Source organism: Saccharococcus thermophilus (genome assembly GCF_011761475.1).
Classification (GTDB): Bacteria; Bacillota; Bacilli; order Bacillales; family Anoxybacillaceae; genus Saccharococcus; species Saccharococcus thermophilus.
Window position 1 is genome coordinate 1,095,944 of the sequence record NZ_JAASRS010000001.1, and the last position, 12,801, is coordinate 1,108,744.

At 43.0% G+C, this 12,801-nt stretch carries 13 protein-coding genes and 2 pseudogenes; 13 read left to right on the forward strand and 2 right to left on the reverse strand.

The window, feature by feature from the left end; all coding sequences use genetic code 11:
• Positions 1-17: 17 nt before the first annotated feature.
• The 5 genes and pseudogenes from BDD39_RS05635 to BDD39_RS05655 all read left to right on the forward strand — a co-directional run bounded on the left by BDD39_RS05635 (position 18) and on the right by BDD39_RS05655 (position 2,336).
• A complete protein-coding gene (locus tag BDD39_RS05635; protein ID WP_208404482.1) occupies positions 18-404 on the forward strand; it encodes a GNAT family N-acetyltransferase in 387 nt (128 codons plus the stop codon).
• Positions 401-893 (forward strand): annotated as a pseudogene (locus tag BDD39_RS05640) (N-acetyltransferase family protein). Before BDD39_RS05635 ends, BDD39_RS05640 begins: the two are co-directional and overlap by 4 nt.
• Positions 894-908: 15 nt before the next feature.
• Positions 909-1,406: a GrpB family protein gene (locus BDD39_RS05645; protein ID WP_166908906.1), complete on the forward strand. Its 498-nt coding sequence runs from the start codon at positions 909-911 to the stop codon at positions 1,404-1,406.
• Positions 1,407-1,418: 12 nt separating this feature from the next.
• Positions 1,419-1,583: a hypothetical protein gene (locus BDD39_RS05650; protein ID WP_166908908.1), complete on the forward strand. Its 165-nt coding sequence runs from the start codon at positions 1,419-1,421 to the stop codon at positions 1,581-1,583.
• A 310-nt stretch (positions 1,584-1,893) separates the two neighbouring features.
• Positions 1,894-2,336, forward strand: a pseudogene (locus BDD39_RS05655) (hypothetical protein).
• A gap of 124 nt (positions 2,337-2,460) precedes the next feature.
• On the opposite strand, the gene BDD39_RS05660 reads toward BDD39_RS05655, so the two are convergent.
• A complete protein-coding gene (locus BDD39_RS05660; protein WP_166908910.1) occupies positions 2,461-3,219 on the reverse strand; it encodes a nucleoside phosphorylase in 759 nt (252 codons plus the stop codon).
• A gap of 179 nt (positions 3,220-3,398) precedes the next feature.
• Here BDD39_RS05660 and BDD39_RS16315 point away from each other — a divergent pair, with 179 nt between their 5' ends.
• From BDD39_RS16315 to BDD39_RS05675, 4 genes are all read left to right on the forward strand, one after another.
• Positions 3,399-3,488 (forward strand): putative holin-like toxin, encoded by a 90-nt coding sequence (locus BDD39_RS16315; protein ID WP_243845993.1) that lies wholly within the window; start codon positions 3,399-3,401, stop codon positions 3,486-3,488.
• Between the two features lie 471 nt (positions 3,489-3,959).
• Positions 3,960-5,633 (forward strand): IS200/IS605 family accessory protein TnpB-related protein, encoded by a 1,674-nt coding sequence (locus tag BDD39_RS05665; RefSeq protein WP_166908912.1) that lies wholly within the window; start codon positions 3,960-3,962, stop codon positions 5,631-5,633.
• Positions 5,634-5,983: 350 nt separating this feature from the next.
• Positions 5,984-6,439 carry an SDR family oxidoreductase gene (locus BDD39_RS05670; protein WP_166912280.1) on the forward strand — a complete coding sequence of 152 codons (456 nt, stop codon included), beginning with the start codon at positions 5,984-5,986 and terminating at the stop codon, positions 6,437-6,439.
• 62 nt (positions 6,440-6,501) lie between these two features.
• A complete protein-coding gene (locus tag BDD39_RS05675) occupies positions 6,502-7,227 on the forward strand; it encodes a tubby C-terminal domain-like protein (protein WP_166908914.1) in 726 nt (241 codons plus the stop codon).
• Positions 7,228-7,265: 38 nt separating this feature from the next.
• Here the strand turns inward: BDD39_RS05675 and BDD39_RS05680 are convergent, their stop codons facing one another.
• A complete protein-coding gene (locus BDD39_RS05680) occupies positions 7,266-8,114 on the reverse strand; it encodes an MBL fold metallo-hydrolase (protein WP_166908916.1) in 849 nt (282 codons plus the stop codon).
• A gap of 152 nt (positions 8,115-8,266) precedes the next feature.
• Here BDD39_RS05680 and BDD39_RS05685 point away from each other — a divergent pair, with 152 nt between their 5' ends.
• The 4 genes from BDD39_RS05685 (at position 8,267) to BDD39_RS05700 (ending at position 12,800) form a co-directional block, all read left to right on the forward strand.
• A complete protein-coding gene (locus BDD39_RS05685) occupies positions 8,267-8,725 on the forward strand; it encodes a YoqH family protein (protein ID WP_166908918.1) in 459 nt (152 codons plus the stop codon).
• 148 nt (positions 8,726-8,873) lie between these two features.
• Positions 8,874-9,167 (forward strand): phasin family protein, encoded by a 294-nt coding sequence (locus tag BDD39_RS05690; protein ID WP_166908920.1) that lies wholly within the window; start codon positions 8,874-8,876, stop codon positions 9,165-9,167.
• 46 nt (positions 9,168-9,213) lie between these two features.
• Complete coding sequence (locus BDD39_RS05695) at positions 9,214-10,890, forward strand: ABC1 kinase family protein (protein ID WP_166908922.1); 1,677 nt, start codon at positions 9,214-9,216, stop codon at positions 10,888-10,890.
• Positions 10,891-11,393: 503 nt separating this feature from the next.
• Positions 11,394-12,800 carry a cytochrome ubiquinol oxidase subunit I gene (locus BDD39_RS05700; protein WP_166908924.1) on the forward strand — a complete coding sequence of 469 codons (1,407 nt, stop codon included), beginning with the start codon at positions 11,394-11,396 and terminating at the stop codon, positions 12,798-12,800.
• Position 12,801 lies beyond the last annotated feature (1 nt).

Consider the following 12,801-nt stretch of genomic DNA (forward strand, 5'->3'; position numbering starts at 1 on the left):
AAGCAAATTGGCAAGAGATGAAAGAGGTGTATGAATCCGTCGGCTGGACGAAACATACGGAAGAAGTCATCCAGCAGGTATTTGAAGCAAGCAATGTTATTACACTTGTCTTTTGTGATGGCCGCATCGTCGGATTCGGCCGTGCGCTTTCCGACGGGGTGTTTAATGCGGCGATTTACGATGTGGTTGTTCATCGTGATTTTCAAGGGCATGGCATCGGAAAAGCAATCGTCGAAGATTTGCTTGATCAGCTGCAGCATATTTCCTGCGTTCATTTGATTGCTACTGTGGGAAACGAGCCATTTTACCAGCAGGCAGGGTTTAAAAAGGTAAAAACAGCGATGGGTCGGTATCGCAGCCGCGATTTAGCACAGGAATATTTGGAGGGGGATGGAAAAAGATGAACGTAAGGCATGCGACGGTAGACGATGCGGAAGAATTGGCGCATCTTATCTTGCAAGTTGAAAAAGAATCGGACTTTTTGCTGTTTGAGGCAGGAGAACGAATGCTCACCCCGGAGCAGCAGCGAAGCCAAATTGAAGCGATGCAGAATGAGGAAAACTCCACGATACTGGTAGCAGAGGCCGACGGGAAGCTAGTTGGGTATTTAGTTGCAAGGGGCGGGCGCGCGAAACGAAATAAACATACGGTATATATCGTCATTGGCGTGCTGGCTTCGTACAGAGGAAAAGGAATCGGCACGATGCTGTTTACCGAAGCGATGGGCGCGGACGAAAGGCATTCATCGGTTGGAATTAACGGTAGTCACTGACAATCAGCGCGCGGTATCGTTGTATCGCAAAATGGGGTTTGAACAGGAAGGAATCAAACGGCATTCTCTTTTGATAGACGGAAAATATGTTGATGAATATTACATGGCAAAATTGTTGTAATTCGGAGGAAACAAGATGGAACGCGTTCATTTTTTAGAGCAAAGCCGGTTTCACGAACAAGCGGAAAAGATGTTTTTGGAACAGAAGGAAAAAATTTTGCGCCTGCTGCCGGAAGCGGACGTTCAGCATGTTGGAAGCACGGCGATTCCCAATAGCATCACCAAAGGAGACCTTGATATTCAAGTGCGGGTTCCTGCGGAACTGTTTACCGCTGCTGTTGAGAAGCTATCGACCTTATATGCGATCAACGAAGGAAGCGTGCAAACGGACTATTTCCGCGCGTTTCAAGATGATACGGCCGTCCCGTCATTAGGCGTCCAATTAACCGTCATCGGTTCTGAATTGGACATCTTTTGGAAATTTCGCGACGTGCTGCTGGCGAATGATGCGTACAGGGCCGAATATGACGAATTGAAAAAGGCATACGAAGGCAAAAGCATGGAAGCGTATCGGGAAGCGAAACAGCGATTTTTTGCGCGCCTGATGGAAACACCGGAGTTTCAGCGGTTGTAAGGAGAGGATATTATGAAAAAGTGGCAAGTGATAAAAAGCGAATATATTTATCAAACACCATTTGGGAATTTGCGAAGTGATAAAGTGGTCCTTCCTAATGGTCACATCATTGAAAATTATTATGTCAATGAGTTTCCTGATTGGGTAAATATGGTGGCTGTCTGTCACCAAAAATAATGAAATCATATTGGTGAAGCAGTATAGACATGGAGGGAAGGACTTTTTCATTAAGGTTCCTGCAGGGAAAGTAGATGATTCCATTTTAAAAAACGATTATTTACAATAGTAAAACGGAAACAGCGATTATGCATTTAATCAGCGAGCGGTTAAGGTATATAAAAAATTGGATTTATTAAAAAACATTCATTTTACAACGATAATGGGATCGAATTCATCACGATGACAAAAAATGTCTAATACGAGAACAAGGTGCATTGGTTTCAAATGCTTTTTTATTTAGCATGTCTGAAGGATTAGAATGGAAGAAATGAAGCTATTTGTTAAAATCGCTCTGCATCGAATGTATGACCATTATCTTCCTAAATTGCTCTGTTCGATTCAGGCATTGAATATGGAACAATTATGGGAATGCAATGCACCAGGTTTAAACTCTGTTGGCGGTATCGTTCTGCATATTTGTGAACACATAAAAAGGAATACGCTCAGCTATCTGCAGCGTAACATCAAGTTTGATGAAGGAATTGAAGAATATTTTCCTCAGTTAGATTTCACACCGGATATGCTGTCCATCATCGTTCAGGAAACTTTTGATAAATGGAAACATCAGATTGCGAATATGATCAGCGAGAACAATTACATAGACATCGATTACATAGCCTCTTTCATTTGGTGGAACATACGAGCTGCCATTTAGGACAAATTGTTGATAGAGCGAAGAGAATGACGGGAACTTCATTTCAGTTTTGCTAAAACGGATTAAATGAAAAAACGTTACGGTTGATTATCGAAAGCGAAAAGTTCTGATTGGTGCTTTTTTGTTATAAGATGTGCATAGGCGGCAAGAAGTTTCTTGCCGCCTACGATCTTTGAACTCTTATAGTGAATGGTTGAATGAAGTAGATAAGTATATGGCGAGTTCGCGAATTTTTTCGTCTGTTTCTCTTTTCTTTTTCTGTTGGTCGGGATCTACGGTATAAAAAGTATCTCCTTTGATAATGTGATCGGATAAGTTAAGGAGCGCGACGGCTTTTTTGCCGAATTTTTTCGCCACGGCTAAGGTTGTCGCTGTTTCCATATCGACCCCAATATGCCCTTTTTGCGCCCACGCTTCTGCCATCTCTTTTGTCTCTATCATGATGGCTCCGGTTGTGAAGACCGTTCCGGTGACATAACGATACTGTCTTTCTTCGCAAAATTGGACTGAGGCTTCTACTAGTTCTATATCGGCTTGGACGATTTGTTGATCCGGCAAATACCAATGGGAAACACCGTCTGCCATTTCCGCTCCAGTAACAATAAAAATGTCACCAAACTGTACATCGCGCGACAGGCCTCCAAAGTAGCCTGTCTGAATAAACCGCTGCGTCCCGAGGGAAGCAAACTGGTGACAAATCACGGCGGCGCTTGGACCTCCAAACACATTGGCAAAGCCGATCAGCTCATGCTTCCAATGGCCGATGACACAGTTCCAATGCGGGCTCCATGTTGTTTCGTACAAAATTTGTTTCCATTGTTGCAAGTTTGTTTCGTGTTCCCAAGCTCCATGGACAATCATGGCAGACGGCACGTCCTTTTCATCAATGCGAAAGGCTTGTAGCCAATCTTGTTTCATAAACTCTCCGTATAGCTTCAAATTACCTCTCCTTTATTCTAATGTTCTAATCATTTTTTCGCTTTTAGTGAAAGATTCCTATTTTTATTTTAAAATGCGAATATATATTCGTATTTTTGGGGATTTATGGTATAATAAACATGCACAGCTACATGCAGGGTGGGCAGTGGCTACTCCCTTAAAGAAGGGGGGTGCCGCTGATGATGACCGTTGCCGATGCACTGACGTTAATGATTGCCTTTGCATCGCTGATCGTAACCGTCATCGCTGTGTCCAAAGACAAAAAGTAACCCACCCTGCTCGGCCTAAGTGAGGGTAGGTTACTATCCGCTTTCCGGGCCACTGCACTTCTTGCAGTAAGCTGTGTATCGATGGGACATTGGTTGCCGCCAATGTCCTGTTTTTTATTTTATGCTGTTCATCTTTATTATACGCATACAGTGGATGACATGACAAGAAAATTATCTTTGTTTTATGTGAACATAATCAGAGGATAAATTTATATGATTTAGAAAATTAATTAAATAGTATGGAAAGATGATGAGAAGTTGGGAGGAGAATGGGAAACGTTTACTTTTTCGCCGGGCTCCCCGGCTCTATCTTTTTTACCGAGAAGGCCCCCACCTCTAAGCGAAGTTTAGGTGGAGGATGAATCGGCATTTTTTGTTTTTGATCATCGTGATAGTTGAAAAACTTTCTTCTTTTGTCATAAAATATAAATAAATATATCGAACTTATGTTCTGTTAGAGGTGGAGAAAAGATGAAAAAAGCCTATTTTTCAAGAAGATTGTATAAATCCGAAATAGATATTCTTAATGTGGCAGAAACATCTTATGCATTAGAGTTATTCAATCGAGCGAAACGTTTCGCTTTTCAAACGTTGGTTAGAGAAAAACGATGGAAACAAAAATTGTATCAAGAAAGTCTCCATATTGTCGTAAAGAAAAAGTATGGACTGAACGATTATTTCGCCAACAGCGCAGTTCGAGAAGCAAATGCTCTTTTCTCCTCTCTAATGGAGTTAAATCAATTATATATTCGACAGACAGAAGAAGAAATCAAAGATGTAAAGAAAAAATTAAAAAACGAAAGAAAATTGCTAACCCAATTGCGTAAAATCAAGGAAAGTTGTATGAAAGGAAACCTACGGTTTCCGAAGAATTGGAATTTCTCTTTGCACGATAGTGGAATTGTTTCCCTTGATTTAAAAGACCGTTCATTGATTTGGATGAATTTCTATTTGTTTGAACATCGCTATTTAGATGTGAAAATTAAACGTACTAAAGCAAAAATCGGTCGTTTGAAACATCGTTTGGATCGATTAGAACAAAAGAAAGTAAAATTAAAAGAGCATATCCCAAGTGCCGTGTTCGGAGGAAAAAAGTTGTTTAAACAACAATTCACGAAAGAAGAGTTTATTAAAGATCACGAAGCTTGGAGAAAACTCTTTTTAGCTGCACGGAATAAAGAAATGCTCATCTCCGGCCGGAAAGATGCGGGTTCTGGTAACTTTGTTTTTCATTACAATCCAGAAACCAATGAACTTCATATGACCTCTGTAACAGGAAAGGTAGTAAATTTTCCTGGAGTGGTGTTTCCATATGGGCAAGAGATCGTAAATAAAGCGGTGACAGAGCAAATCCAATGTAAAAATAAAAAAGAGTATGGAAAACCAATTTCTTGGTCTGTGGAAGATCACGGGGAATATTACATTATCAAGTGTATAGTAGATGTAGAATCGAATCCTTATATCAATTTCTCCACCTCTGACGGAGTGATCGGAGTCGATTGTAACTACAATCATATTGCTTGGGCGGATGTTTCGAGGGATGGCAACTTTTTAGAAAGTGGAAAATTGACGTTTTCAATAGAGGGAAAAACTTCTGGTCAAATCACAAAAATTTTGGAAACAGAAGCGATTGCTTTAGTGGATATTGCGGTTCGAAAGAAAAAACCTATTGTTTTGGAGAAGTTAGATACCACCTTATCAAAAACAGGCAATAAATACGGCAACAAAAAAGCAAATCGAATGAAGAGTATGTTCGCCTATCGAAAAATGATACAAGCGATCAAAAGCCGTGCCGACAAAATGGGTGTTGCTGTTATAGAAGTGAATCCGGCTTTTACTTCTGTCTCTGGGAAACTGAAATATATGCGCAAATTCGGTATTTCTATCCACCAAGCAGCTGCATTTACGATTGGCCGTCGAGGATTAGGATATAAAGAAAAAGCACCAAAGGTGCTTAAAAAGTATGTCTCGAAAGATGCTTCTCATCATTGGAGGCATTGGTCTATTTTAGATAGGAAGTTTTCTGTTCGTACACATACACTGTACCATCTTTTTAATGTGAATCAACCATATCAAGGGATAGATGTATTTCACCCATCCTTGTCGGAAGAAGAAAAACGTCAATTAATAAAAGCTTTAGCGTAATCAACTATTAGAATATCATTATTTCTTGAAGTTTTAGAACAAAAGAACGCATTGTACCAGTGTCTTACTCTCGTCACCGGAGCAGATGTCGATTCTAGGAGCTGGGTGCATTGCAATGCGTTCTTTGGATGTCATACGAATGGAAGATGGCGTACCTTCTATATGTGCTTTCACAGGCATATAGCTGGTCGTCCCAAAAGGGACACTTCGGACATCTCGTATGGCTACTTCTCTCGTTGAACGGAGGGGGTTCTTGGGACCTTTGAGCAACCGCGGCCAAAGGAAACAAGAATCCCCCACTTCAACCGGCGTTAGCCGGTAAGTGGGGGTAGTTCAATGCTTCGGCGTTAATCACAGAATTAATTGCCAACTGGCATCCGGAAAAGATTTATCTGCTTGTGCTATCGAACATGAAAGAAAAAGCGGTACAAGATATGGAAAATATCACTGCTAAATTAAAGTATCCGCGCGAGAAATGGCATATTGTCGAAGGGGATATTACGCAGCCAAACCTTGCTCTTTCGGCGGAACAAACGGAAGAATTGGCACAGTCGGTCACCCACGTTTTTCACCTTGCCGCGATAAAAGGGATTCTGTCGATTCCGGCGATAAGAAAGCGGCTCGGTACGGAAAAAGAGGCTCTTGATTATTTTGAGTGCATGGCTGTTTACGACGCAACCGAGGCGCAAACGGTGCTGCAAAAAGCGGGGATTAGCTGCCCAGACTTTCGTGATGTCATTCCGGTGATGGTACGCTATTATCGCGAGCATAAACATGATAAAACGAAACAAATTCCAATTCGTTAATAGAATTGAAACTTTTCCCACTCGTCTTTCGTCTACTATTGTTTGGAGAGGAGTGGGACTTTTTGGAGAAATTGTTGTTATTTTTCGCCGTCGCATTGATTGGGATCGCTTTGCGGTTTTTCATTTTAGGAAAATTCGAATGGGGGCAGCTTTTTATTGCCTCGAGTTTTCTAGCCGGGGCGCTGTTGATTTTGGGTATCGAATGCTGGCAGAATTGGCGCGATGCGCGTTATGAAGGGGCGGAAGACGAAAATGTTTGGCATACGCATATGGCGGAACGATTTTGGACTGGAAAAAAGCGCTTGTTTAAGGGAGACAAAAAGATGGGGGAGTTTTGGCGCTTCTTTCCACGTCCATGGCAGCGCATTGTCAATAGCATTTTCTCCGACAAAAATCAGTGGTACTTAAACTTGTCATTTACATTTGCGGATGGAACTTCGGTACAAATCATAGAGAAGCGAGACAAACTATTTCGTATCAATACTATGTGGCATATGGTGCAAAATGGAGCGGTTGTCGCAGTGGCCCGTACGGATTATTCATGGAAAAACAAATTGAAGCTGCGCGAGCGCATGATAGTAGAGATAGAGGGAAAAACGCTGTTTTTTCAGTCACCGGAAATGGTTTCTCGCACGGAAGTCTGGCTGGATGGAAAAAAGATCGCTGAAGGGAAACGTTCGCAGTTGTTGCGCTGGCGTTATACGTTTCGGGTAAGCGAAGGCTATGAAGAGTGGGAACGATTGCTTGTTGCAGCGTATGTGCTATTCAATTATGCGTATCATCAATAAAAGTGGTGCCTCCCGGCTGTTTGCGGGAGGCGGATTTGTTAATGAACATATTTTCCGTAGTCCGGCACGGCGATTCGGTCAAACTCGCGCGCTAGTTTCGCTAATCCTTCACGCAGTTTTTCACCTGATACTGGAACTCCATGTCCTGTAACAGCCACCTCTGGCTGCAATGCCGCCAGTTTTTTTACCGATTCGCGTGCGGCGTTCCAATCGGTCGTAAAGTAGCGCGGCGGCCCGCTGATTTCCACTTCTTGTGTGAATACTTTATACAAGGAATCTTGGCGGACGGTGACAAACGCATCCCCGGCAATTAGCGCGCGGTCTTTGTCGCGAAACAGCGATACATGGCCAGGCGTATGACCAGGCGTGTGAATCCATCGGAAATCCGGCAAGTGCGGCACCGTGCCATCGCTAGGCAGCGGCTCGACGCGTTCGCCTAAATGAATTGGTTCGTTCGGGAAAAACGCTGACATTTTCGCTACCATTCCGCCTTCCACCGACGGGTCTGGCTCCGGATAGCGCACTTTTCCTGTTAAATAAGGCATCTCCGCTTCATGAGCATAAACCGGTACGTTCCAATGTTTCACAAGCTCAATAATCGCCCCGACATGGTCAAAGTGGCCGTGCGTTAAGATGATCGCTTGCGGACGGCTGTTGGCGCCAAACCGCTTTTCAGTGACAGCGATGATATCGTCCGCTGTTTTTGGCATTCCGGCATCCACCAGGACAAACTCTTTTTTGTCAGGATCGCCGACAAGGCAGATGTTGACAATTTGGATGGTATGGCAATATAAATCCGGCAGTACTTCTACGCTTGTTCCGCTTGCGACCGAAGTGGCGGGGATAAATTTATAATCCTCGCCGTAACGGAGTTCTTCCTTTGGCATTTCGGCTACCTCCTTCCCACCGAATATCCAATGATACTATTCCACTTCATTTCGTCTACTATGCGTTTTTGAAACAGAAGACAAAACTGTTTCATAATAAGACAGTCTAAAAGGAAAACTAACCAAAAATGACATGTGCGAGGAGGGTGGGCATGAAACAATTGGTGTTGTCTTTACTCCTATTTGGATCTGTCATTTTCAGTCCTATGCAAACGAAGGCCGCTTCATCTGTGACTGTCCCTTGCAGTTTAATATTAAAGCCAGTAGACAGCGGCTATCCAAACGCGATGGGGGCGGCTCTCGTGTATAAAGTAAAATTAACCCCAAGCTTCCCGCGCACCAGCATTAGCATCCATGCTCTTCATTTGCCTAAACCTTCCTCTTTCGGAGATTATGATCGCTTCGAAGGTTTTGCCTTCATCCCAAATGTCATTAGCTGGCGTTTCCCGCTTTATCCGACCCCAGAAACGGATGGTCCAACATGGGCCGGGCGTCTTGACAGTATAACAGCGGAATTGGAAAACGTTCAAATACAAGTGCGGCTTTCTAACGTAAAAACAGGGAAACTGGGGCCAGTGATCTTAGCGAACAGCATCAACTACTGTAAGTAATTGATGGTTAACATACTTTTTTGTTTTATTTGCTAATGCGAATGGGTAAATGAAAAATGAAGGGCGCTTTCATGGCGAATGGGATAATTCGACACAAGGTAGTGAAAATGATATCATGATGTAAAAACTTAAAGGAGGCCGTAAGCTTATGAGCATTCTCAAAAAAGGGCTGGCGTTTGGACTTGGATTGGCGTTAGCAAGCAAGGAACAAGTTGAAAAACTAATCGACGAGCTGGTGAAAAAAGGGGAACTGTCGCTCGAAGAATCGAAGGATATTATGAACCAGTGGAAGCAGCAAACAGAAGAAAGAAAAGCAGAGTTGCAGCGCATCGTGCGCGAACAAGTCAAACAAGTGATTGATAAATTCGATTTGGTGACGAAAGATGAGCTGCAACAATTAGAGCAACGAATCCGCCGCTTAGAAGAAAAAGAAAACCAGTAATCGAACGGGGCCTCTCATGGCCCCTGGCATTAAAGGGGATGAGCGGATGATTGGAAAAAGAATGCGACATATGAGCCGTTATCGCAATATCGCTGTTGCTTTGCTCCGCCATGGGTTTGAAATGGTGGTCGAGGAAATCGGCTTTTCCCAGTTTCTTTCTTTTCCGCAACGTCTGCGTGTGGACAAAAAGGAGAAAGATGGGAAAACGATCGGTGAGCGCATCCGCCTTGTGCTCGAGGAATTAGGACCGACCTTCGTGAAATTAGGACAGCTGGCCAGCACGCGCCCTGATTTAATTCCAGAACACATTATCTGCGAACTGGAAAAATTGCAAGATCAAGTCCCGCCTTTTTCGTTTGCCGATGTTCGCCGTATTATCGAGGAGGAGTTGGGGGAGGAGCTGGACCATATTTTTCGTTCTTTTGAGGAAGCTCCGCTTGCCGCCGCCTCGATCGGACAAGTTCATCGAGCGATCCTTCATTCCGGCGAAAAGGTAGCGGTGAAAATTCAACGTCCGCATATCGCCGCGATCATGAAAACGGATTTGGAAATTCTTCAAGATTTGGCTGTGCTTGCGGAACGCCGCTTAGAGTGGGCAGCACAATATCGGCTACGGGACATATTGGACGAACTATCGAAGTCGCTTCGCCTAGAGCTCGATTACACCGTGGAAGCGCGCAATGCCGAGAAATTTTCCAAACAGTTTCAAAGCGATCCGACTATTTATGTGCCAAAAGTGTTTTGGGACTATTCCACAAAAAAAGTACTGACGATGGAGTATGTGGAAGGTATCAAACTAGGGGAACTGGAGAGGCTGAAACAACGTGGCTATAACTTAAAAATTCTGGCGGAGCGGCTGGCAAAAGGAATGTTCCAGCAAATTTTTATGGAAGGCTTTTTTCATGGCGATCCCCATCCGGGAAATGTGTTAGCTTTGCCGGGAGACGTGATTGCACTGATTGATTTTGGCATGGTAGGGCGGATTACTCCAGAAATGAAATATTATTTATCGTCCTTCATTATCGCTTTGATGCGACAAAGCACTGATGGAATCATGAAAGCGATCGGGGATATGGGATTGGTGCCGGATGGGGTAAATGTAAGCCAGCTGCGTGAAGATATCGAGCAATTACGGGAAAAATATTATGATATTCCGTTGAGCCAAGTCAGCCTCGGCGAGGCGGTTCAGGATTTGCTTCACGTTGCATTCCGCCACTCGATTCGCATCCCGAGCGATTTAACGTTGCTAGGGAAGGCGCTGCTGACGGTGGAAGGGATCGTGGAAAAATTGGATCCCGACTTGAGTATTATCGACATGGCCGAACCGTTTGGCCGCCAGCTGCTAAAGGAGCGGATGAGGCCGAAAAACGTAGCGGAAATGGCATGGAAACGCTTTTCCGATTATGGGGAACTGTTCGTGGATCTGCCGAAAAATATAAAAGAGTTAACGAAGCTGATGAAACAAGGAAGAGTACGCCTGGAGATCGGCATCCCTGACTTGGATTTTCTATTGAGAAAATTAGACCAAATCAGTAACCGCTTATCGTTTAGCATTGTTTTGCTTTCCTTCAGCATCATTATGGTTGGCATCATCATCGGCTCTTCAATGGGCAGACAATCGACATTGTTGTGGAAAATCCCGGCGATTGAGATTGGTTTCGGCGTAGCAACAATGATGTTTTTGTGGCTGCTGTATTCGATTTTTAAGTCGGGGAGATTTTAATCATTAACTAGGGTAGGTTACTATTCCGCTTTTCGGGCCACTGCATTTCTTGCAGCAAGCTGTGTATCAATAGGGCATTGGTTGCCGCCAATGTCCTTTTTTATACGCATAGGATGAGTGGGATGACAAGAAATTGGCGATTTTTATTACGAATTTCGCCTTAATTTTGTAACATATTTGTCAAACGTTCAAAGAATTTATGATCGTTTTTTTGTTATAGTATTAGTAAGCTTCTCGTTCAATAGAGTTATTTTCGTCACTCGGGAAGTGGTCGGTTTCTCTGCATAGTTTTCATGTTTCCCATGTTATTAATGTTTAATTTTGTGAATTTGTGAACATGATATCACCTCAAGTCATATTCTGATGAATTATTAAGGGAGGAATGCTGTTGATAGGCTGCATAGTTATGTGAAATTATGAACATGCAGTTGGTTATGTGAAACCATGAACATGATATCTCCTCGGATCAAATTCTGGGGCAATACTTAAAGGAGGAAACTACTATGGATACAGTAATGTTGGCAAGGATACAATTTGCCTTGACTACAATCTACCACTTCTTCTTCGTGCCTCTTACCATTGGCCTGGCATTTATCATCGCTTTGATGCAGACATTATACGTAGTGAAGAAAAATGAGATTTATAAAAAAATGGCGAAATTCTGGGGGCATTTGTTCCTAATTAACTTTGCTGTAGGGGTTGTAACAGGAATTATTCAGGAATTCCAATTTGGGATGAACTGGTCGGATTATTCTAGATTTGTCGGTGACGTCTTCGGGGCACCCCTAGCCATTGAAGCATTGCTTGCCTTCTTTATAGAATCCACTTTTATCGGTCTTTGGATTTTTGGCTGGGATCGTTTACCTAAAAAAGTGCACTTGGCAAGCATCTGGCTTGTATCTATTGGGACTATGCTTTCCGGTTTTTGGATTTTAACGGCAAACTCCTTCATGCAAAGACCTGTCGGTTATGAAATTAGAAATGGAAGGGCGGAAATGGTTGACTTCCATGCGCTTATAACCAATGGACAATTATGGGTGGAGTTTCCGCATGTCATCACAGGTGCATTGTGTACCGGAGCATTCTTTGTTGCTGGTATTAGTGCCTATAACTTATTAAAAAAGAAACATATTGAATTTTACAAAAAATCCATGAATATCGCCTTAATTATTGGTTTAATCGGCAGTTTGGGTACTGCCTTCAGCGGACATGCCCAAGCGCAATATCTTGTGAAAACACAGCCGATGAAGATGGCAGCTGCAGAGGGCATTTGGGAAGATACGCCTGATCCTGCACCATGGTCGGCATTTGCTTGGATTGATACAAAGAATCAAAAAAATAAGTTTGAACTAAATATTCCTTATGCATTAAGCTATTTATCTTATTCTAAATTTGAAGGCAGTTTAAAAGGAATGAAAACTCTCCAAGCCGAATATGCGAAAAAATACGATCGAATCGTTGGCAAAGGTACGAATTATATTCCTCCAGTCAAAACGACGTATTGGAGCTTCCGTTTAATGGTTGGCTTTGGCATGGCGATGATCTTATTATCGATGATTGGTCTGTATCTGTGGAAAAAAGGACGTCTTGAGCAAAGCAGTAGGTTCTTGAAATTCCTTGTTCCGGCTATCTCGTTTCCGTTTTTGGCAAACACTTTCGGATGGGTCATGACCGAAGTGGGCCGTCAGCCATGGACAGTATTTGGATTGATGACGACAGCTGACGCTGTATCACCAAATGTTTCTGCAGGGACCGTTTTATTTTCCATCATTATGTACACGCTGATATTCACGATTCTTGCAGGTGTGATGGTTTATTTGATGGTTCGCGAAATTAAACGGGGACCGGTAGAGCATCAAGATGCAAATTCAACGGTATCCATAGATCCATTTAGTAAGGCAGGTGTTTAAG

Bases quoted from the DNA above. Each gene is read 5' to 3' on its own strand.
- BDD39_RS05665 (WP_166908912.1), top strand. From the start codon at position 3,960: ATGAAAAAAGCCTATTTTTCAAGAAGATTGTATAAATCCGAAATAGAT.
- BDD39_RS05650 (WP_166908908.1), top strand. From the start codon at position 1,419: ATGAAAAAGTGGCAAGTGATAAAAAGCGAATATATTTATCAAACACCA.
- BDD39_RS16315 (WP_243845993.1), top strand. From the start codon at position 3,399: ATGATGACCGTTGCCGATGCACTGACGTTAATGATTGCCTTTGCATCG.
- BDD39_RS05635 (WP_208404482.1), top strand. From the start codon at position 18: ATGAAAGAGGTGTATGAATCCGTCGGCTGGACGAAACATACGGAAGAA.
- BDD39_RS05700 (WP_166908924.1), top strand. From the start codon at position 11,394: ATGGATACAGTAATGTTGGCAAGGATACAATTTGCCTTGACTACAATC.
- BDD39_RS05690 (WP_166908920.1), top strand. From the start codon at position 8,874: ATGAGCATTCTCAAAAAAGGGCTGGCGTTTGGACTTGGATTGGCGTTA.
- BDD39_RS05680 (WP_166908916.1), bottom strand. From the start codon at position 8,114: ATGCCAAAGGAAGAACTCCGTTACGGCGAGGATTATAAATTTATCCCC.
- BDD39_RS05695 (WP_166908922.1), top strand. From the start codon at position 9,214: ATGATTGGAAAAAGAATGCGACATATGAGCCGTTATCGCAATATCGCT.
- BDD39_RS05685 (WP_166908918.1), top strand. From the start codon at position 8,267: ATGAAACAATTGGTGTTGTCTTTACTCCTATTTGGATCTGTCATTTTC.
- BDD39_RS05645 (WP_166908906.1), top strand. From the start codon at position 909: ATGGAACGCGTTCATTTTTTAGAGCAAAGCCGGTTTCACGAACAAGCG.